Consider the following 20,911-nt stretch of genomic DNA (forward strand, 5'->3'; position numbering starts at 1 on the left):
ATGCGTGTCCTTGTCAAGGGAACGGGGGTCGCCGGTCTGACGGCGGCCTTCGAACTGGCGCGGCGCGGTGCAACCGTGGAGGTTTCGGAGCGCAATGCTGAAGCCTCGCGCGGCGCATCCTTTTACGCGGGCGGAATGCTGGCGCCCTGGTGCGAGCGTGAAAGTGCGGACGAGGCGGTACTAATGCTCGGCCAGGCGGCTCTCGACTGGTGGGATGAGGCGACCCCCGGCCTTGTCATCAGACACGGCACGCTGGTCGTCGCGCCCGCCCGCGACAAAGCCGAGCTTTCGCGTTTCGCATCCAGAACCGCAGGGTACCGATGGGTGGATGAGGGTGAAATCGCCGCTCTGGAGCCTGACCTTGCCGGGCGGTTCCGCTCCGGGCTTTATTTCCCGGGCGAGGGGCATCTCGATCCGCGCCTTGCGCTCAAATCGCTGCATACGCGGCTTTGCGGCTTGGGCGTGCGGTTTCATATGGGTATTCCGGTGGATGAGCAGCCGTTCGATCGGGTGGTGGATTGCACGGGCGCTGCGGCGGTGGGCGAGATTGCCAATCTTCGCGGCGTGCGGGGAGAAATGCTCTATCTCGCCACGTCAGAGGTTTCCCTGTCGCGCGCCGTCCGGCTCTTACATCCGCGCATTCCGCTTTACATTGTGCCGCGTGAGCCGGGTCGCTTCATGGTGGGGGCGACGATGATCGAGACAGAGGATGCCGGAGCCATTTCAGCGCGCTCGATGATGGAGTTTCTGAACGCCGCCTATGCCGTACATCCGGCCTTCGGCGAAGCGGAAATCATCGAGACCGGAACGGGCGTGCGCCCCGCCTATCCCGACAATCTGCCGAAAGTTACGCAGGACGGCCGGACCGTCTTCATCAACGGCGCCCACCGGCATGGCTTCCTGCTGTCGCCGGCGATGGCGCGGCAGGCGGCTGAAATCGTCTGCCAAGATATCTCTGGAAAGGAACAGGATCATGAAACTTCTGGTGAATGGCGACGAGCTTGATCTCGCCACCGAGACGCTGGCCGGGTTACTCACCAGCCTCGATTATGAAGGCGAGTGGCTGGCGACGGCGGTCAATGGCGATCTGGTGCATTCGGAAGAGCGCGCCGATTATCGATTGAAGGCGTTCGACCGTGTCGAAATCCTTTCGCCGATGCAGGGAGGTTGAGGCCATGCTGACGCTTTATGGCCGTGAGGTCTCGTCGCGCCTCCTGCTCGGCACGGCGCGTTATCCGTCTCCCGCCGTACTTGCCGATGCAGTGCGGGCCAGCAACACGGATATTCTGACGATTTCGCTGCGTCGGGAAACGGCAGGCGGCAAGAAGGGTGGCCAGTTTTTTGAGCTGATCCGCGAGCTGGATCGTTACATTCTGCCCAATACGGCTGGCTGCCATACCGTGAAGGAAGCGGTGCTGACGGCGAAGATGGCGCGTGAGGTTTTTCACACCAACTGGATCAAGTTGGAGGTCATCGGCCATCACGACACCTTGCAGCCCGATGTGTTTGCGCTCGTCGAAGCGGCGAAAATTCTCTGCGACGATGGTTTCGAAGTCTTTCCGTATACGACTGATGATCTTGTCGTGGCGGAAAAGCTCCTGGATGCGGGTTGCAAGGTGCTGATGCCCTGGTGCGCGCCGATCGGCAGCGCCATGGGGCCGCTTAATCTGATGGCGCTGAAATCCATGCGGGCGCGTTTTCCGGATGTGCCGCTGATCGTCGATGCCGGTATCGGCCGGCCGTCACATGCGGTGACGGTGATGGAGCTTGGTTACGATGCCGTTCTGCTCAACACGGCGGTCGCGGGGGCGGGTGACCCGGTCGGCATGGCGGAAGCTTTCGCCCGCGCCATTGAGGCCGGGCATCAGGCTTTTGTGGCGGGGCCGCTGGAGCCGAGAGATATGGCCATTCCCTCGACACCGGTGATTGGCACGGCGGTATTTTCCTGATTCACCTTTTGCGTTGACAGTGCCCCGTGGCGGCGGGATACCGGGAGAAAAGGGGAACGGCATGGCGGCACGAAATAATCTTCTGACGGATATCAATGGGATTTTGGTCGGCAATGTCACCGATCTTGCACTCGGCTCCGGCGTCACCGCAATCGTTTTCGAAAAACCCGTAATCGCCTCCGGTTCGGTTCTTGGCGGGGCGCCCGGTGGTCGTGATACCGGCCTGCTCGACCCGGCGATGACGGTGGAAACCGTGGATGCCTTCGTACTTTCAGGCGGTTCGGCTTTCGGGCTGGATGCGGCGGGTGGTGTTCAGGCCGGTCTGCGCGAGATCGGGCGTGGCCTGCAAGTCGGTTCCACCCGTGTTCCCATTGTGCCGCAGGCGATCCTCATGGATCTGCTGAATGGTGGCAACAAGGAGTGGGGGCTGCATTCGCCCTATCGCGAGATGGGCTATGCGGCTTTCAGGGCGGCGCGTGCGGAGCCCTTCGGGCTTGGAACAGTCGGCGCGGGAACGGGGGCGACCACCGCCACCTTCAAGGGCGGACTTGGTTCGGCAAGCGCTATCAGTTCCGGCGGTTACAAGGTGGCGGCCATCGTCGCCGTCAATGCGCTTGGCTCGGCAACCGTTGGCAGCAGCCGCCATTTCTGGTCTGCGCCTTTTGAAGAGCAGGGCGAGTTCGGCGACTGCGGTTTTCCTGATCGTTTCGAACCGGATCATACCGCGCTTCGTCTCAAGGGCGTCAACCTCACCGCGACGACCATCGGCGCCGTGGTCACCGATGCCGTCCTTACCAAAGCGCAGGCGCACCGCCTTTCCATCATGGCGCATGACGGGCTGGCGCGCGCCGTGCTGCCCGCCCATCTGCCGAGCGACGGCGACACCATGTTTTCGGCTGCGACCGGTGAGAAGCCGCTTGAGGGCGGCGCTCATTTCGCGGAACTCTGCCATCTCGCTACCATCGTTATGGCGCGCGCAGTGGCGCGCGGTGTTTACGAGGCGACGGCTCTGCCGCAGCTCGGTGCGCAGAAAGCCTATCGCGATCTTCATGGCCGGGGTTTCTAGCCGATGAGCAATATACATCAGCCACTGAAGCCCGTTCTCCGCATCGATTTTCCGCCCGGAGATCGTCTCGGCCATGGTAAGATCGAGTTGATGGAGCTGATTGTCGAGACCGGTTCGATCTCGGCCGCCGGGCGAGCGATGGACATGTCCTATCGCCGTGCATGGCTGCTTGCGGATGCGCTGAACCATATGTTCAGGCAGCCGGTGATCGAGTCCCAGCGGGGCGGCAAGCAGGGTGGTGGGGCTGCGCTGACCGCATTCGGTGCCGAATTGCTTGAACGTTATCGCAGCATGGAAAAGCGGATGGATGAGGCCCTGCGCAAGGATATCGACTGGCTTGAGGCCAACCGCAATCCTGATGCCGCCATCACTAATACGGATCGAGAGCCGCCGACTTTATGATCGCATGTACTGGTTTCCCGGGTTCCAGCTGGAGACGTTCGCGCGACAGATCGGTGATACGCGACTGGATAATATCGCCGCCGCAATCCACCTGAACGGTTACCATGCCGTCTTCGCTGGTCGAGATGCCGGCAATATGGCCTTCGAGGATGTTAAGTGCGCTCAGGCCTTCGGGTTTTGCCGTGGCAAGCATGACGTCACGCGCCGGTATCAGCACGCGTGCCGGGGTGCGGGGTGTTCCTCTTTTTGCTGGAACCTGCAGGAGCGACGAGCAGAGCCTTACGGCAGCAAGCCCGTGCCTTTCATCGAAGCTTTCGATGTGTCCCGAAAGGATGCTGCCCGCTTCTCGTCGCTCAAGATGTGCGCTAAAATCCGACCGTGACAGCACGTCGGCCGCTTTTCCCTGTACCTCCACCTTGCCGTCCTTCATAACAACTATGCGGTCGGCAAGGCGGGCGACTTCCTGGATGGAGTGGCTGACATAGACGATCGGGATTTTCGTCTCGTCGCGCAGCCGTTCCAGATAAGGGATGATCTCGGCCTTTCGTTCCTCGTCCAGTGAGGCGAGAGGTTCGTCCATCAACAGTAGTCTGGGCGATGACAGGAGTGCGCGGCCGATGGCGACCCGCTGTTTTTCACCGCCGGAAAGCTTGTTCGGACGACGCTGGAGAAGATGGCCGATGCCAAGCATATCGATAATGCGGTTTTCATTCGCCCGCTCAGATTTTTCCGTAGCGAACCATTTGCCGTAGTTCAGGTTCTGGGCAACGCTGAGATGAGGAAACAGCCGCGCTTCCTGAAAAACATAACCAAAATGGCGCCTGTGCGCCGGCAGGAACAGGCGCTTTCCGCTATCGGCCAGCACTTCGCCATCGAGCGATACCTGACCACTATCTGGCCGCAGCAGACCTGCGATGATGCGGATCATCGACGTCTTACCGGAGCCAGAGCGTCCGAAAAGCGCTGTAACGCCGCCATCAGAGGTGAATGACGCGTTGAGTTCGAAGTAGCCGAGGCGGTGGCGGGTGGAGACAGAAAGCGTCATTCCATGCTCACCCGTTTGCCGATGATGCGGGCCAGAAACTCCGAGACGAGCAAGGCCAACATGGAAATCACGACGGAAACGATGGTCAGCCGCAATGCGCCTGCATCGCCGCCCGGAACCTGCGTGAAAGTGTAGATGGCGGCGGACAGCGTCTGGGTTTCGCCGGGAATATTGGAAACGAAGGTGATGGTCGCGCCGAATTCGCCCATGGCCTTGGCGAAAGCGAGGATCATGCCCGCGATGATGCCGGGCAGGATCAGGGGAAGCGTGACGGTGAGGAACACCCATAGGGGGCTTGCACCCAGGGTTCCGGCCGCCTCTTCCAGCTTGCTGTCCACCGCTTCGATAGAGAGGCGGATGGAGCGCACCATCAGCGGAAACGCCATGACGGCGCATGCGAGCGCCGCCCCCGTCCAGCGAAAGGAAAAGACGATGCCGAACCAGCTGTCTAGAAACTGGCCGATGGCGCCCCTGCGGCCGAAGAGGACGAGCAGCAGAAAGCCGGTGACGACGGGCGGCAGAATGAGCGGCAGGTGGACAATGCCATTGAGCAGCGACTTGCCCCAAAAGCGCCCGCGCGCCAGCGCGACGGCAACCGCAATGCCGAAGGGCAGGCTGGCGAACATGGCGATGGAGGACACCCACAGGCTGAGCCTGATCGCCGTCCATTCTTCAGGGCTGAGTGTCCACCAATGCAAAGCCATATCCTACAATCGTCATCTCTCGCGGTCCCATACGGGATGGGACCGCGAAACGCAGTTTATTTCAAAACGGTAAAGCCTTGCTTTTCGAAGAAGAGCGTAGCCTTGGCGGACTTCAGGAAATCCAGATAGGATTTTGCCGCCGGAGATTTTGCTTCCGAGAGAATGGCGACGGGGTAGATGATCGGCGGATGGCTGTCTTCCGGGAAGGTGCCGACGATCTTCACGCCCGGATCGGCGGCCGCATCGGTCTGGTAGACGATGCCATAGGGCGCTTCGCCGCGCGACACGAGCAGCAGCGCTGCGCGCACGCTTTCCGCGCCGGCGACTTTCTTTTCCACGGATGACCAGACGCCGAGCTTTTCCAGCGCAGCCTTGCCGTATTTACCCGCCGGAACGGAATCGACCGCGCCCATGGCCAGTCGGCCATCGCCCACCAGTCCGGCGAGATCGAAGTCCTTTTTGATATCGACCGGCTTGGCCTTATCGGCCGGGGCGACGAGAACGATGCGGTTGCCAAGAAGATTGGAGCGGCTTTCGACGTTGATCAGCTTCTTTTCGGCAACATAATCCATCCAGGCGAGGTCGGCGGAAATGAAGATATCCGCCGGTGCACCCTGCTCGATCTGTTTGGCAAGTGCGGAGCTTGCGGCGTAGGACACGGTCGCTTCATTGCCGCTTTCCTTCGCCCATTCGGCATTGATCGCATCAAGTGCGTTTTTCATGCTCGCGGCAGCAAACACCGTGACTTTTTCGCCGGCATGGGCGGGAACCACCGCAAAAGATGCCGCCACCCAGAAGGATGTTGCTGCGGCGATGGTTTTGAAGAAGGTGCGGCGTAAGAGTCTCACGGTGTGTTCCCCCGGTTCGAGATATCCTGATGAATATATCGATAGGCCTATAGGGCAATCATTATATTTTCAAGAATATATCGATGCCGTTTAAAAAAGCCGCCACGACCGGCGGCTTTCGGCCTGTTGATCAGAAGCGTTCACCGGCGAAATGAGCGATCTGTGCGCCCACCTCGTAATAGGCCTCCTTCACTGCCCGGAAGGCCTGCGCTTTTGGTTCGGTCACGGGAAGAGGCAGGTCGTTTTCGGCGATATCACCGAGAATATGTTGCGCAATCACCTTGCCGAAGGCAGTACCGGGCGCGATGCCGCGGCCATTATAACCGGAAAAACCGACGACATTTTCCGCGAATTTATGGAAACGCGGCACGGCATTGTCCGTCATGCCGATCTGGCCGTACCATTCGCATTCGAATTCCGTCTCTCCCAGTTGCGGGAAAAGCCGCTTCAGCGATCGTTTGGCCCATGCCCGGTGAATGGCGGCACCCGCGCTGCGCAAGGCGCCGACGCTGCCGAAGACCAGCCGACCCGCTTTGTCCATGCGGAACGAGGAGAGGATTTCCTTTGTATCCCAGCAACCTTCTCGGTTCGGCAGGATACTCTTTTGCAGATTGTCGCTAAGCGGTCTGGTCGCGAAGTTGAAGTAGGGCAGGTAGGTCTGTTCGTCGCGGACGATCTGCCAAGGCCCGGTGCTGTAGGCTTCGGTGGCGACGACGATCCAGTTGGCGGTCACCGATCCCTGCGGTGTTTTTACCACCCATTTTCCGCCGCTGCGTTCGGTCGACACGACGGGGCTGGCGGTGTGCAGCCGTGCTCCTGCCTTTTGCGCGGTGGCAGCCAGACCACGAACATAGGCAAGCGGCTGAAGCGTGCCAGCCCGCGTATCGAAAAGTGCGCCGGAATAGGCGGTGCTGCCGGTGTGTCTTGCCGTTTCATCGGCATCGAGAAGGCGGACGGGAGCGCCTCTGGCTGCCCATTGTTCGCAGCGCTCGCGAATTTCGGCGAGCCCTTTTTCACCGACGGCGCAATGCAATGTGCCATTCTTTTCGATCTCGCAGGGAATCGCGTGTTTTTCCACCAATTCGCGCACCAGCAACGGCGCGTCACCCAGAAGGCTGAGAAGCCGTTCCCCGTAGGTTTCGCCCAGCACGCCGGGCAACTCCCTCGGCATGACCCACATGCCGCCGTTGATGAGACCGACATTGCGGCCGGCGCCGCCGAAGCCTATTTCCCTGGCTTCGAGAAGAACGACATCCATGCCCTTTTCAGCAAGATGAAGGGCGGCGGATTGTCCGGTGAAGCCACCGCCGACAATCACCACATCGGCAACCGCCTCGCCTTGCAGTGGAGGCGTTGCGGGCGGCTGCGGCGCGGTCTTTTCCCAGAGGCCGTGCGAGCGGGGGTCATTATACATCGTTCCACCATTTTCCGGGCGAGTTCATTTGTTTTCCGTATGAGTGACAAGCCCTTGTTTATGAGACTTTACAAGCGGCCTCACCTGTTGAATATCGACATATCGTCAAGAGTTCATTCCGTGAGGGAATATGGTTCTGCCGCCTCGGCGCTTCTTGCCGTCGCTTTCACTTCTTGCGGCCTTTGAAGCCGCCTCGCGCACCGGCAGCGTGACCGCGGCTGCGAGAGAACTCGGGCTTACTCAAGGCGCGGTCAGCCGGCAGATCCTCGCGCTTGAGGAGCAGCTTGGCGTGGCGCTGTTTCTGCGCGAGCGGCAGACAATCCGGCTCACCCGGGCGGGGGAGGGTTATGCGCGGGAAATCCGGGAGGCCCTGCGGCGAATATCGACCGCGTCGCTCAATCTGCGCGCCAATCCGGATGGCGGCACGCTCAATCTCGGTGTTTTGCCAAGCTTTGGTACGCGCTGGCTGGTGCCGCGTCTTCCCGATTTCATTGCCCGACATCCAGGCGTTTCGGTCAATCTTCTTACGCGTTCGTCGCTGTTCGATTTCCGTACCGATACAGTCGATGCGGCGATCCATTTCGGTTTGCCGCATTGGCCGGGTACCGAACTTGTTTTTCTGATGCATGAAACAGTCATTCCGGTGTGCAGTCCCGCTTTCAGGGAGCGCTACGGGCTTTCACAGCCGGGCGATCTGCTGCATGTGCCGCTGCTGCACATGACGACCCGGCCGGATGCCTGGGAACAATGGTTTCGCAGCCATGATGTGGTTTTCGACAATGTGCATGGCATGCTTTTCGATCAGTTCACGACGATTGCCGAGGCGGCGAGTGCCGGGGTCGGGGCATCGCTCGTTCCGTCCTTCATGATCGAGGAGGAGTTGCGAAGCGGCCGGCTTGTCGCGGCGGTTACCGGCGAGGTGGAGAGCGAAGAGGCCTATTATCTCGCCTGCATGCCGGATCGCGCCGGTTACGCTCCGCTTGAAAGTTTTCGAAGCTGGATCGTTTCTCAGGCCGCGATCGGGGCTGGTAGCAGCGGATGAGACTTTTCTGCCTAAACCGGCAGGCGGTCTTGCAAGACCGGCGCGGCTAAGCCAATAGTGCGCCATGACGCATGGCGAAGAGCCACGCACCACAAGTTCCAATACGGGAGATGTCCGTGAAGCCCATTTTTGTCCAGCTTCAATGCGAGCCCGGCAAGACCTATGATGTCGCCGATGCCATCTATAAAACGGAGCTGGTTTCCGAGCTTTATTCCACCAGCGGCGAATATGATCTGATGCTGAAGATCTATCTTCCGCAGGAAGAGGATATCGGCAAGTTTATCAACCAGAACATCGTCAACATTCCGGGCATCGTCCGCTCGTTGACGACGCTGACCTTTACCGCGTTCTGACGCGTGTCTGGGCGGCGAGAGAGTCTTTTCAGCCCTGGGATCTGGGCTGGCTGGATTCCTGTGACAAGCACAGAAATGAGGAGCGGTGGGAGCTCTAGGAGCGCGTGGCTTTGGCACTCCAATCCGGATTTGAAAAAGCTATTTCACCCTAGTGCAGGGCGTATTGATACACCCCGTCGTGGTTTATGACAGACCAGTGGACGAATTGTCAGGCAATAGAAAAGCGCGCCATCGACCCGGTATTCGGGATCCGATATTGGGCGCGCTTTGGTTTTGAAAGGTCCGTGAGCGGGTGATGGGTTTCCCGCATCAGGCCGCGGCCAGGTTCCGGCTGCGCACGAGATTGCGAATTGCAATCCGCACATCGTCGGCGCTGTCGAACTTCTGTTCGTCCAGGTCGTGGACGTGGAACTTCACCGCGATGAACTTCAGCCGGTCGTTGTCCGGTATGACGATGCCGACGGGTTCGCCAGCGAATTCAATAACTTGCTTTTGCATAGGTATACTCCCGCTGTGGCTCATTAACACAGCATGTTGTCGAACTGATTTTCAGAAAATTGAGACCGTCAGGTCACATTCGACAGCAGCGGGAACACGTGGATTTAAATCCAGCATTCCAGGACTCAAGACCAAGGATTGCGTTGATGCGAATATATTTTGACATGACACACTCCCTGTATTGGTGTTGATCCGGAATCAGGAGACTCGCTCTCCAGTTCCACACTGATAATCCAGACCACCATTAAAATCAATGCTGATTGTTATAGGTAGAATATTTTTCTTTATGATGACAGGAGGGGGGCGGAAATGTGAAATTTTTGTTTTCGTTCGACGCCGCTTTGAAAAGCCCGGCACGGCGGGCTTTTTATGCTTTTTTTAATCGTCGCCGGATGCAGGCGGCGGGTAAATATGATCGTTTCCGTTGAAGTCCGAGACGGAGTAGCAGCCATCGCGGGTTTTTTCGGCCGCATTCGGGCCGATCGTGGCCTTGCCGTGACCGCCCGGAATGTCGAGAACGTAGGTCGGCTGGCAAAGACCGGAGACATGCCCGCGCAACGCGGAAACGATTCGCTGACCTTCTTCTATCGTCAGCCGGAAATGGCTGGTGCCGGGCGCAAGGTCGGGGTGGTGCAGGTAGTAAGGCTTGATACGGTTCTCGACAAAGGCGCGCATCAGTTCGGCGAGAATTGCCGAATCATCGTTGATGCCCTTCAAAAGAACGGTCTGGCTGACCATGGCGATGCCGGCATCGATCAGCCGCGCGCAAGCACTTCTAGCTGCTTGCCCAAGTTCGCGTGCGTGGTTGGCGTGCAGGGCCACATAGGTGGTTTTGCCGCTGGCCTTCAATGCCTCGATCAGCGGCCCGTCGATTCGTTCGGGATCGACGACCGGCACACGGGTGTGGAAGCGAACGATCTTGACGTGCGGTACGTCTTTCAGCCGCGTCATCAGGTCGGACAATCGCCGCGCCGAGAGCACCAGCGGATCGCCGCCGGTGAGGATGACCTCCCAGATGGCCGGGTTGGCTTTTATATAGTCGAATGCGGCGTCCAGCTCTTCCGGGCTCATCATGCCGTTGCCCTGCGGCCCGACCATTTCGCGGCGGAAACAGAAACGGCAATAGACGGGGCAGACATGCACCGCCTTCAAGAGCACCCGGTCCGGATAACGGTGGACGATGCCATGGACGGGACTATGTGCACCGTCGCCGATCGGATCGTCCCGTTCGTCGGGAAGGTGGACGAGTTCGGCTAGGTCCGGCACGAATTGCCGCGCGATGGGGTCCTGCGGATCGCGGCTGTCCATCAGATCGGCCATTGTCGATGTGATGGCTAACGCGTAACGCTGCGTCACCACGCGCACGTCCTCGAGCGCCTCGGTCTTGATCAACCCCGCCTCAACAAGTGCTTCGGGTGTCTTGATGGTTTCAAGCCTTGTCATCGTCCGTATTCCGCGACGGGTGCCCACATGACCAGATCGATTCGGGGCGCGCCGGTTGCCAGCATCACCAGTCGGTCGAAACCGAGTGCTATGCCGCTTGCCGGCGGCATGATCGCCAGCGCCGCCAGAAAATCCTCGTCCAAAGGATAGGTCTCGCCGTAAACCCGCTGCTTCTCAACCATCTCCATTTCGAAACGCCGTCTCTGCTCAGTAGCGTCGGTCAATTCGCCAAAGGCATTGGCAAGTTCCACGCCACACGCATAAAGCTCGAACCGTTCCGCCACCCGCGCATCCCCAGGCGATTTGCGTGCAAGCGCAGCCTCGCTTGTGGGGTATTCATCGAGAATGGTGGCGCGGCCGAAGCCCAGTTCGGGTTCCACCCGCTCCACGATAACGCGGCTGAACATATCCGCCCAGGTGTCGTCCTTAGCCACACGAATTCCGGCATTGGTGAGGCTTGCGGCAAGGTGCTGGCTATCCGTCTCGCCGTTTCGGTCAATCGTCGCCAGAAGATCAATTCCCGCATAGCGATCGAAGGCTTCCGCGACGCTCAGACGTTCCGGTTCGAGGAACGGATCGACGCTGCGGCCACGATAGGTGAAATTGTTTGTTTTGGCGGTTTCTGCCGCCAGCGCCAGAAGATTGGCGCTGTCCTTCATCAGGATCTCGTAGGTTTCTCCGACCCGATACCATTCCAGCATCGTGAATTCTGGGTGGTGCAGGGGGCCTCTTTCCCGGTTTCGATAAACATGGGCGAAACAGAAAATGCGTTCTTCACCGGCCGCGAGCAATTTCTTGCAGGCGAATTCGGGCGAGGTGTGGAGATAAAGCGGGGCGGCGTCGCCGGCCGGCGTCAGTCCCTGGGTGGCGAAGGCATGCAGATGTGCCTCGTTGCCAGGAGAAATCTGCAATGTGGCGGTGTCGACCTCTAGAAAGTCCGCGCGCGCGAAATAGCTGCGAAATTTCGACTGGATCGCGTTGCGTCCAAGCAGGAAGGCGCGGCGGTCGGCATGGACGTCGGGCGTCCACCAGGGCGACATTGTCTCGTTGCTTGAGCCCATCTCTTTTTTCTTTTCCGTCTTACCTGCTGGCCTTGTTACGGATAAACGGCCCGCAAAACGCCTGATCGCATCATTTAAAGCAATTCCGGGCGGAAAACCGCTAGGCACTCTTCCGCGAATTGCTGTAGAAGGCTGGCAATTCGCGCGGATTTAAGGTAGTTGCGCCCCAGAAAAAAGACAAAACGTCTGCCGGGCCGGTGCTATCGCGCAGTCCTTTACGACGCATTTCATCGAGTTACAAGGAAGTCATATGGTCAAGGTTATCGCCTCATCCGTCCGCAAGGGCAATGTTCTCGACGTGGACGGCAAGCTCTACGTTGTTCTCACCGCGCAGAACTTTCACCCGGGCAAGGGCACGCCGGTCACGCAGGTTGACATGCGCCGCATCGTTGACGGCGTGAAGGTTTCCGAGCGCTGGCGCACGACCGAACAGGTCGAGCGCGCTTTCGTCGAAGACCTGAACTTCCAGTTCCTTTACGAAGATGGCGAAGGCTTTCACTTCATGAACCCGGCAAACTACGATCAGGTCGTTGTCGATGCCGAGACGATGGGCGACCAGAAGGCCTATCTGCAGGAAGGCATGACCTGCGTTCTGTCCATTCACGAAGGCAATCCGCTGGCTGTCGAACTACCGCGCCACGTCACGCTGGAAATCGTCGAAACGGAACCGGTTGTGAAGGGCCAGACGGCTTCTTCTTCCTACAAGCCGGCAATTCTTTCCAACGGCATCCGCACCATGGTGCCGCCGCACATCGACGCCGGTATCCGCGTGGTCATCGCGACGGAAGACAATTCCTACGTCGAGCGCGCCAAGAACTGAGCCTGACGGCAGGTGAAACAAAAAGCACCGGGTGACCGGTGCTTTTTTTGTGTCTGGAATACAAAAAAAGCCCGCGTCTCGACGCGGGCTTTTCATTTGCCTTGAGGCGTTTCTTACATGCCCTTTGCAGCGGCCACGGTTGGGCCGGCGGACTTCTTCGGGGCAGGCTGGCCAACGGCATAACCGCCACCGAGAGCCACGTTGAGCGATACATAATCCTGCGCGGTCGTCTGGATCGCCGTTGCAAGGTTTGCCTGCGCATCGGAGACCGACCGCTGGGCATCCAGAACGTCGAGCAGAGACGAAGCACCGTCACGATAGCTGGCTGTCGAGAGCTGCAGCGCTTCCTGGTAGGATGAGACAGTCTTTCTCAGCGCGTCGACGGTACGCTGGTCGCGATTGATGGCGGCCAGGGCGTTTTCGACTTCTTCAACTGCGTTGAGAACGGTTGCCTTCCAGACGAGATATTGCTCGCGTGCTTGAGAGTTCGCGATGTCGACATTGGCGCGCAGTCTGCCACCATCGAGGATCGGGAGAGTGAGGCTCGGACCGAAGGACCAGCTATTGGCCGTTCCCCTGCCGCCGCCACTCAGGAAATTGTAGCTCGGGGTGATCGCGCCACCAAGCTCGATGCTTGGATAAAGCTGTGCCTCGGTTACACCGATCGTGGCGACCGCAGCGGCGAGATTGCGTTCAGCGACGCGGATGTCCGGACGGTTGCGGATCAGGTCGGCCGGGATGCCAGTGCGGGGAACTGCGCGCGCAACAGGCTGGCGTGCGCCCTTCTGCAGCTCGGCGATGAGCGACGAGGCCGGCATGCCGAGCAGGGTCGCGATGCGGTGGGCTGACTTGCGGAAGCTGGTTTCGAGGCCGGGTATCTGCGACAGCGTTGAATTGACCAGACCTTCGGACTGGACGACATCGAGGCGCGAGGCCGCACCCGCTTCGAGCTGCAGCTTCGTCAGATCGAGCGTTTCGCGGCGTGAACTCAGGTTCTGGCGGGCAATCGCCAGGCGCTCCTGATAATAGCGCACGTCGATATAGGCCGCGGCGACTGAGGAAATCAGCGTCAGGCGCTGAACGTCGACGGTGGAGTACGCGGCGTCAAGCGAAGCATCGGCGCTTTCCGTTGCCCGGCGATAGCGACCGAAAAGGTCGAGGAACCAGGAAATGCTAAGGCTGCCGTTGGACACGTTGGTGACGGGAACGTCACGGTAGCTGCCCTTGGTCTCGCTCGTCGTGTGGCTGCCACTGCCTGTCAGGCTCGGCAGGCCGCCGGCGCCGTCCACGATCACCTGGGCCTGTGCCTGATTGATGCGCTCGATTGCCTGCATCACGGTGAGGTTCTGCGCAAGGCCGGTGGAGACGTAACCGTTCAGGCGGTTGTCGTTAAAGGCCGTCCACCATGCAACGCTGCTGATGTCGCCATTACTGGTTTTTCCGGCTTCCGCGAACTTTCCCGGCAATTGAATTTCCGGCGTCTTGTGGTCGGGTCCGACAACGCAGCCCGAAAGCAGTAGCATTGTCAGGGGAATAGTAGCGCGAATAGACAGCATATAATTTTCCCAATTCTCTGGTTGGCTTACCAAGCGCGGCTTGCTGACAAATGGGCTGCGCGGTCGATATGCCCTAGAAACGTGCGTTTGCCAAATCGGCCATATTTCTAGCAGCGTATTAACGGTTGGCACAGCCCATTTTTGTTTTGTTAACGCCTTGAAAGGCGACGAATGATGACGAAAAAGGACGGAACGAAGAAAATTCCGAGCAGTGTTGCAGAAAGCATACCACCCAGCACCCCGATACCGATTGCATTTTGTGCAGCGGAACCCGCTCCGGTTGCGATCGCGAGAGGCACGACGCCGAGGATGAAGGCGAGCGACGTCATGATGATCGGACGCAGGCGCAGCTTCGCCGCCTCCAGTGCCGCTTCCACCAGACTTAACCCGTGCTCCTGCCTCTCCTTGGCGAATTCAACGATCAGGATCGCGTTTTTCGCGGCAAGGCCGATGGTCGTCAGCAGGCCCACCTTGAAGTAGACGTCGTTCGTCTGGCCGAAGAAATGGGCCGCAGTCAAAGCGCCGAGGACACCCACCGGGACAGCCAGAATGACCGAGAACGGGATCGACCAGCTTTCATAAAGGGCAGCCAGGCAAAGGAACACGATGAGAACCGACAGCGCGTACAGCATGGGCGCCTGCGAGCCGGAAAGGCGTTCCTGATAGGAGATGCCCTGCCATGCCACGGTGTAACCGCCTGGCATGCTTGCCGTCAGACGTTCCATCTCGTCCATGGCTTCGCCGGAAGCAACGCCTGCGCCGGCGGTGCCTTCAAGCGAGATCGCGCCCGTACCGTTGTAGCGTGCCAGTGACGGCGGCGCGTTGATCCACTTCACCTCGCTGAAGGAGGAGAAAGGTACCATTTCGCCGCTGGTGTTGCGGGCATACCAGAACTTCAGGTCGTCCGGCTGCATGCGATAGGGTGCATCGCCCTGAACATAGACCGGCTTGAGCTCACCGTTCAGGGTGAAGTCGTTGACATCCCGGCCGGCAAAGATCGTCGACAGCATCAGGTTCACGGAGGAAAGATCGACGCCCATGGCCCCCATCTTTTCCTGATCGAGAATGATCTTCATCTGCGTTTCGTTGTCCTGGCTGTCGCTTCGCAGAGAACTGATCTTTGGATTGCTTGTTGCAAGCGCAATCAGGTCCTTGGAGGTTGCGGTCAGAGCATCGGTGCCGTTGCGGCCGCTATCCACGAGATACATGGAGAAACCGCTCGACGTGCCCATGCCCTGAATTGCCGGCGGCAAAAGCGGGAATACCTGTGCATCGCGGAAGCCGAAGAATGTACCCATTGCCCGCTGCACAATGGCGGCGGCGTGTTGATCGGGTGCGGTTCGCTCGGAAAAGTCCTTGAGCTTGGTGAAGACGATCGCGTTGTTCTGACCCGAACCGCTGAAGCTGAATCCAAGCACGCCGAAAACCGATTCGACATTGGCTGCTTCTTTTTCACGGAAGTAGCTTTCGACCTGTTTTACCACCTCGTTGGTGCGTTCGATGTTCGAACCGGTCGGTGTCTGGATGATCGTCAGCAGCACGCCCTGATCTTCCTGTGGGAGGAAGGAGCTTGGCAGTTTGGTGAAGAACCAGGCGCAGCCGCCGACGACGATCAGGAAAAGAATCGTCACGCGCAGGGGCCGCTTCAGCAGATAGCCGATCGACGAGACATAGCCGTCCGTCGTCTTGCCGAAGCCGCGGTTGAACCAGGCACCCGGTCCACGCTGCTTTTTGGTATGGTCGATGGGCTTCAGCATTGTGGCGCACAGCGCCGGCGTCAGAACGATGGCGACCACCGCCGAAAGCAGCATGGCCGAAACGATCGTGATCGAGAACTGGCGATAGATGATACCAGTCGATCCGCCAAAGAAGGCCATGGGAATAAACACGGCGGTCAGGACGAGCGCGATGCCGATGATGGCGCCGGTTATCTCGCCCATCGATTTTTCCGTCGCCTCGACCGGCGACAGGCCCTCTTCCGACATGATGCGCTCGACGTTTTCAACAACGACGATGGCGTCATCCACGAGAAGGCCGATCGCCAGAACCATGGCGAACATGGTCAGCGTGTTGATAGAATATCCGGTGACTGCGAGGATGCCGAACGTGCCGAGGAGCACGACGGGCACGGCGATCATCGGAATGAAGGTGGCGCGCAGGTTTTGCAGGAAGACCAGCAGCACGACGAAGACGAGGATGATCGCCTCGATCAGCGTATGCACCACTTTCTCGATCGACAGCTTCACGAAGGGTGTCGTGTCGTAGGGATATTCGATCGAGACGCCCGCAGGCAGCGAGCCCTCAACGGCCGTAAGCGCGGACTTGACACGTGCTGCAGTATCGAGCGCGTTGGCGCCCGTGGCGAGGTTGACCGCGAAACCGGCGGAAGGACGGCCGTTCGAGCGGGAATCACCGCCATAGGTTTCCTGGCCGATTTCGATGCGGGCCACGTCGCTCAGGCGAACGGTTGCGCCGTCTTTCTCAACCTTCAAGATGACCGATTCGAAATCGGCGACGGTGGTGAGCTGGCTCTGCGCCGTCACCGTCACATTGAGCTGTTGGCCCTGGACGGCGGGAACGGCACCGAGGGAGCCGACTGAAACCTGGGTGTTCTGGCTTTCGATGGCGCCGGTGACGTCAGCCGTGGTCAGCTGGTATTTGTTGAGCTTGAACGGATCGAGCCAGATGCGCATCGCATATTCGGAACCGAAGACGTTGATGCTGCCCACGCCTTCAAGGCGCTTGATCTGGTCTTCAACGCGCGAAGAGAACACGTCGCCGAGATCGGCCGAATTGCGCTTGCCGTCCGTCGAGATCAGCGCACCCACCATCAGAATGCTCGATGTGGAGCGGCTGACCTGAATACCGCGCTGCTGCACGGTGTCGGGCAATTGCGACTGCACGAGCTGCAGCTTGTTCTGCACCTGAACCTGCGCGATGTCAGGCAGGATGCTGTTGCCGAAGGTCAGCGTCACTTCGGCGCTGCCGGTCGAGGAAGACGAGGTCATATAGGTGAGGTCGTCGAGGCCGGTCATGCCGTCCTCAATGATGGTCGTCACCGATTTTTCGACCGTCTCCGCGCTAGCGCCGTTATAGGTTGCGCTGACGCGGACCGTCGTTGGGGCAATATCGGGATATTGCGAGATGGAGAGCGTCACAATTGCCAGAGCGCCGCCCAGCATGATGACGATGGCGATAACCCATGCAAAAACGGGGCGCCTGATAAAGAAATGGGCCATGGCAGTCCTGCCTTACCTTTTACGAGCTTCGACCGAGGGTTTCGTGCTCATGTTTATTTCGAGGGGGCGGCGGCAGGCGGAGCTTGCTGCGGCAGAACGACGATACCGCGATCGTCGATGGTCACTTCCACGGGCGCGACCGTCGCGCCGTCGGCAATCCACTGGAAGCCGTCAACGATAAGTTTGTCGCCATCCTTGACATTTTCCGTCACCAGCCAGGCATTGCCCGACTGCTGGCTGGACGGGAAGGTGCGCGTTTCCACCTTGTTTTCCGCGGTGACAAATTTTGCGGTCAGTTCGCCATTGGCGTTCCGGCTCGCTGCGCGCTGCGGGATGCGGAAACCCGTTTCCTTACCGATGGTCAGCGTTGCGCGAACATAGGTGCCGGGAAGCAGAAGATCGTCCGGGTTATCGAAGAGAGCACGGATGGAGAAGGTGCCCGTGGTTTCGCTCACCGCCATGTCCGACATGTCGATCTTGCCGTCATGCTTGTATTCGGTGCCGTCTTCCAGCGTCAGGTGAATGCCGGTCTCCTTGGTATCGCCGCCGAGCTGGCCCGACGAGATCGCCTTTTTCAGACGCAGAAGATTGATGCTGGATTCCATCAGATCGATGTAGATCGGATCGATGCGGCGCAGCGTCGTCAAAGCCGTCGTCTGGTTTGCCGTCACCACGTTCCCGATGCTGAAAGCGGTAGCGCTGGTTATGCCGTCGAAAGGCGCGCGGACCTTGGTGAGATCGAGATTGATCTCAGCCGTTTCCAGCGCAGCCTTGGCCTGGGCCACGTCGGCTTCGGCCTGAAGCAGCGTCACCTTGGCGTTTTCATATTCGATCTGCGTTGCGCCGCTGTTGACCAGCCGCTCGTAGCGGGCAAGGTTCGCCTGGGCGCTCGGAACGCTTGCTTCGGCTTTCGCCACGCTTGCCTTGGCCTGTGCCACTTCTGCCAGATAGGTGTTGTCTTCAATCTGGTAGAGAATGTCACCCTGCTTGACCTCGCTGCCTTCCTTGAAGGGAATGTCGCGGATGATACCGGTGACGCGCGGGCGGATTTCCGCCGTCTGGAACGCGCTTGCGCGGCCGGGAAGAACGGTGGTCAGGGGATATTCGCTCGTCTTCATCACAATGATGCTGACCGGAGACGGGGGACGCGCGGCGCCCTGGCCGGCGGTCTGGCTGCTTTCGCCGCCATCGCTGCATCCCGCGAGAACTGCGGTCATGCACAGAGAAGCAAATAGGGGTAAAATACGTCGGCTCATTGTTCTTCCCTGCGTATCGGTCGCATTCAACTATAAGCGCAGTGTCGCTCGGCGGATGCTGGTCCGGGTGCAGGGACGATGGGTGAAGGCCCTATGGGGACCTTCTTCGTTCAATCTGCTCGGACCGCCATTCGCATAGAAGCGCAGGCTTTCACGCTTCGCAAGCAATTGCGAGAAGGTGACGTAAGTTGAGAATCGTCACTTAGCAAGCGGATTGCGCAATCCTGCCTCGATTAAATCAACCAGTTGATCGCAACGTGTTGCTAAATTGCCGATATCTTCCCGTGCGATGAGGACGGGATGGATGACGCTCGCGAGTGCGTGGAGAACGGTTTCCGCCAGAGGCGGGATGTCGGCGGGGGCGTAAATTCCCTTATCTACGCCATCGCGAATAATGTCGGCCACCAGGTTTGCGATGACGGATTTGTAATAGTCACCGCACTTCATGTCCTGCTTGGCCGTCATCAGGATCATTTCGAATATATAGGGATTGTCGTTGAGGTTCTGATGGTGTTGTTCCATCAGGGTGCGGGCGAGATGGCGCAGCCTTGAAACTGGTGCATGACTTTTATCGAGCGGGTGGATTTCCCGCTCGAAGGCACCGATCTGCTCAAACCCGATGGCATCGACGAGCGCATTCTTCGAATTGAAGTTCTTGAAGACGTTCGCGGGCGACATGCCGAGTGCTGCGGCGATATCGGCAATCGCCACTGCGTTGAACCCGCGCTCGCGAAAAAGTTCTTCGGCTTTGGCAAGAATGTCCCGCCGCGTCTCTTCGGCGGAACGGCGAGGCCGGCGCTTGACAGGAACGTCGTTCCTCCTGTCACCCTTTCTCGCCTGTTCGATCGTTTTGCTCAAGGTCAGACTCCGGGGAAAAATTGCTCCAGGTTCCGGCGCACTCTTGCCAGCGGCGTCTCGCCGCTATCGTCGGGAACGAAGCTTTGTCCGGTGATGCGTTCGTATGCATCAATATATACCCTTGACGTCTGCAATACGAGTTCCTGCGGAATTTCCGGAACGTCGTCCTTATAGGGATCGCAGCGTTCGGCAACCCAGGCTCTCACGAAATCCTTGTCGAAGCTTGCCGGCCGTGCGCCGTTGCGGAAGCTCTCTTCATAGGTTTCAGCCATCCAGTAGCGGCTGCTGTCAGGCGTGTGGATTTCGTCTGCCAGAATGATCGTGCCGTTTTCATCGGTGCCGAATTCGTATTTCGTATCGACGAGGATGAGGCCCTGCTTTGCGGCAATCTCCTGTCCGCGCTTGAACAGTGCGAGCGCGTAACGGGAAAGCGTGTCCCATTGCTCCTGCGTCAGAAGTTTCTTCTCCACGATCTCGGCCGGCGTCAACGGCTCGTCGTGACCACCATCGAAGGCCTTGCTCGTCGGCGTGATCACCGGCTCGGGCAAGATCTGGTTGTCCTTCATCCCGTCCGGCAGGCTCATGCCGTACATCTGTCTCTGGCCTTTCTTATAAAGGGTCAGGATAGATGTGCCGGTGGTGCCGGCCAGATAACCGCGAACCACCACTTCGACCGGCAATATTTCAAGCCTCTTGCCGATGACGACATTCGGATCGGGATAGCTGACCACGTGGTTGGGGCAGATATCCTTCGTCTGCTCGAACCAGTAGCGTGCCGTCTGGGTCAATACCTGCCCCTTATAAGGAACACAGGTGAGGATGCGGTCGAATGCGCTGAGGCGATCGGTTGATATGATAATGCGGTTGCCGTCGGGCAGATCGTAGTTTTCACGCACCTTGCCACGGTAGTAATTCGGCAGCTCGGGAATGACGGCTTCATCGAGAATGCGCACGGGCTCTCCAATTCTTAAGGCTATAAGGGGCGTTGGACGCCCCAGTCTGGCTGAAACTCTTATCCGTTCCTATTGCATGTTTCCCGAAACAGAACCAGTCGGCAGATACAGGAGGCTCTTCCTGCCTCCCTAGCGGTCCGTCTTGAAACTATCTTTTATTTTCATGCGTTTAGCAAAAATGTCAGTTTTTTGACGATAGGTGTGTTGACTTGTTTGAGGGTGATCTCTTATAAGTCCGCTCACTGAACGAGGGCGGCGGCGCTGCTGGCGACGAAGTCTTTCGTTCTAAAGAAATCATGTTGATGAGCTGACTGCTTGTTGTTTTCCAAGGGCTTTTGCTTTTGGGGTTTGATTTTGTGACTGCAATGAGCGGTCTGTTTTTTGACAATTGAATATGAGAAGAA

20 protein-coding genes are annotated in these 20,911 nt (G+C 58.9%); 8 read left to right on the forward strand and 12 right to left on the reverse strand.

The features are described 5' to 3' along the window. The 5 genes from thiO (at window position 1) to F617_RS0116965 (ending at window position 3,417) form a co-directional block, all read left to right on the forward strand. A complete protein-coding gene (gene thiO, locus F617_RS0116945; RefSeq protein ID WP_019566093.1) occupies window positions 1–1,005 on the forward strand; it encodes a glycine oxidase ThiO in 1,005 nt (334 codons plus the stop codon). Then, window positions 974–1,171 (forward strand): sulfur carrier protein ThiS, encoded by a 198-nt coding sequence (gene thiS / locus F617_RS0116950; protein ID WP_003516823.1) that lies wholly within the window; start codon window positions 974–976, stop codon window positions 1,169–1,171. The genes thiO and thiS overlap by 32 nt, the downstream gene beginning before the upstream one ends. A 4-nt stretch (window positions 1,172–1,175) precedes the next feature. Beyond that, on the forward strand, window positions 1,176–1,949 hold the full coding sequence (locus F617_RS0116955) for a thiazole synthase (RefSeq protein WP_003516825.1): 774 nt from the start codon (window positions 1,176–1,178) through the stop codon (window positions 1,947–1,949). 61 nt (window positions 1,950–2,010) lie between these two features. Further along, window positions 2,011–3,015, forward strand: a complete 1,005-nt coding sequence (locus tag F617_RS0116960) for a P1 family peptidase (protein WP_003516827.1) — start codon at window positions 2,011–2,013, stop codon at window positions 3,013–3,015. A 3-nt stretch (window positions 3,016–3,018) separates the two neighbouring features. Continuing rightward, the gene (locus tag F617_RS0116965) at window positions 3,019–3,417 is read left to right on the forward strand and encodes a winged helix-turn-helix domain-containing protein (RefSeq protein ID WP_003516830.1); all 399 of its coding nucleotides are present in this window, start codon (window positions 3,019–3,021) and stop codon (window positions 3,415–3,417) included. On the opposite strand, the gene modC is transcribed toward F617_RS0116965, so the two are convergent. The 4 genes from modC to F617_RS0116985 form a co-directional block, all read right to left on the reverse strand. Further along, on the reverse strand, window positions 3,386–4,462 hold the full coding sequence (modC, locus tag F617_RS0116970) for a molybdenum ABC transporter ATP-binding protein (protein ID WP_019566094.1): 1,077 nt from the start codon (window positions 4,460–4,462) through the stop codon (window positions 3,386–3,388). The genes F617_RS0116965 and modC overlap by 32 nt on opposite strands. Then, window positions 4,459–5,166, reverse strand: coding sequence for a molybdate ABC transporter permease subunit (modB, locus tag F617_RS0116975; protein ID WP_003516834.1), 708 nt, complete (start codon window positions 5,164–5,166; stop codon window positions 4,459–4,461). Before modB ends, modC begins: the two co-directional genes overlap by 4 nt. A 56-nt stretch (window positions 5,167–5,222) precedes the next feature. Then, a complete protein-coding gene (gene modA, locus F617_RS0116980) occupies window positions 5,223–6,014 on the reverse strand; it encodes a molybdate ABC transporter substrate-binding protein (RefSeq protein WP_019566095.1) in 792 nt (263 codons plus the stop codon). A 130-nt stretch (window positions 6,015–6,144) separates the two neighbouring features. Next, window positions 6,145–7,428 carry an FAD-binding oxidoreductase gene (locus F617_RS0116985; RefSeq protein WP_019566096.1) on the reverse strand — a complete coding sequence of 428 codons (1,284 nt, stop codon included), beginning with the start codon at window positions 7,426–7,428 and terminating at the stop codon, window positions 6,145–6,147. Window positions 7,429–7,558: 130 nt separating this feature from the next. On the opposite strand from F617_RS0116985, the gene F617_RS0116990 reads away from it, so the two are divergent. Next, complete coding sequence (locus F617_RS0116990) at window positions 7,559–8,470, forward strand: LysR family transcriptional regulator (RefSeq protein ID WP_019566097.1); 912 nt, start codon at window positions 7,559–7,561, stop codon at window positions 8,468–8,470. 116 nt (window positions 8,471–8,586) lie between these two features. Further along, entirely contained in the window at window positions 8,587–8,823 is a 237-nt protein-coding gene (locus F617_RS0116995; RefSeq protein ID WP_003516842.1) for an Lrp/AsnC ligand binding domain-containing protein, read from the forward strand. A 309-nt stretch (window positions 8,824–9,132) separates the two neighbouring features. Here the strand turns inward: F617_RS0116995 and F617_RS0117000 are convergent, their stop codons facing one another. The 3 genes from F617_RS0117000 to epmA all read right to left on the reverse strand — a co-directional run bounded on the left by F617_RS0117000 (window position 9,133) and on the right by epmA (window position 11,825). Beyond that, window positions 9,133–9,321 carry a hypothetical protein gene (locus F617_RS0117000; RefSeq protein WP_003516843.1) on the reverse strand — a complete coding sequence of 63 codons (189 nt, stop codon included), beginning with the start codon at window positions 9,319–9,321 and terminating at the stop codon, window positions 9,133–9,135. A gap of 378 nt (window positions 9,322–9,699) precedes the next feature. Next, a complete protein-coding gene (locus F617_RS0117005) occupies window positions 9,700–10,764 on the reverse strand; it encodes a lysine-2,3-aminomutase-like protein (protein WP_019566099.1) in 1,065 nt (354 codons plus the stop codon). Beyond that, window positions 10,761–11,825 (reverse strand): EF-P lysine aminoacylase EpmA, encoded by a 1,065-nt coding sequence (gene epmA, locus F617_RS0117010; protein WP_019566100.1) that lies wholly within the window; start codon window positions 11,823–11,825, stop codon window positions 10,761–10,763. The genes F617_RS0117005 and epmA overlap by 4 nt, the downstream gene beginning before the upstream one ends. A 250-nt stretch (window positions 11,826–12,075) precedes the next feature. Between epmA and efp the strand changes: the two genes are divergently transcribed. Further along, complete coding sequence (gene efp, locus F617_RS0117015) at window positions 12,076–12,645, forward strand: elongation factor P (protein WP_019566101.1); 570 nt, start codon at window positions 12,076–12,078, stop codon at window positions 12,643–12,645. A gap of 113 nt (window positions 12,646–12,758) precedes the next feature. Here the strand turns inward: efp and F617_RS0117020 are convergent, their stop codons facing one another. The 5 genes from F617_RS0117020 to F617_RS0117040 all read right to left on the reverse strand — a co-directional run bounded on the left by F617_RS0117020 (window position 12,759) and on the right by F617_RS0117040 (window position 20,507). Continuing rightward, the gene (locus F617_RS0117020; RefSeq protein WP_019566102.1) at window positions 12,759–14,201 is read right to left on the reverse strand and encodes an efflux transporter outer membrane subunit; all 1,443 of its coding nucleotides are present in this window, start codon (window positions 14,199–14,201) and stop codon (window positions 12,759–12,761) included. A 149-nt stretch (window positions 14,202–14,350) separates the two neighbouring features. Next, a complete protein-coding gene (locus F617_RS0117025; RefSeq protein WP_003516853.1) occupies window positions 14,351–17,440 on the reverse strand; it encodes an efflux RND transporter permease subunit in 3,090 nt (1,029 codons plus the stop codon). Window positions 17,441–17,493: 53 nt separating this feature from the next. Continuing rightward, window positions 17,494–18,696, reverse strand: a complete 1,203-nt coding sequence (locus tag F617_RS0117030; RefSeq protein WP_025594474.1) for an efflux RND transporter periplasmic adaptor subunit — start codon at window positions 18,694–18,696, stop codon at window positions 17,494–17,496. A gap of 198 nt (window positions 18,697–18,894) precedes the next feature. Continuing rightward, window positions 18,895–19,554 (reverse strand): TetR family transcriptional regulator, encoded by a 660-nt coding sequence (locus F617_RS0117035; protein WP_019566104.1) that lies wholly within the window; start codon window positions 19,552–19,554, stop codon window positions 18,895–18,897. A 2-nt stretch (window positions 19,555–19,556) separates the two neighbouring features. Further along, window positions 19,557–20,507, reverse strand: a complete 951-nt coding sequence (locus F617_RS0117040; protein WP_003516858.1) for a phosphoribosylaminoimidazolesuccinocarboxamide synthase — start codon at window positions 20,505–20,507, stop codon at window positions 19,557–19,559. Window positions 20,508–20,911: the final 404 nt, after the last annotated feature.

The organism is Agrobacterium sp. 10MFCol1.1 (assembly GCF_000381165.1).
GTDB classification, from domain to species: Bacteria; Pseudomonadota; Alphaproteobacteria; order Rhizobiales; family Rhizobiaceae; genus Agrobacterium; species Agrobacterium tumefaciens.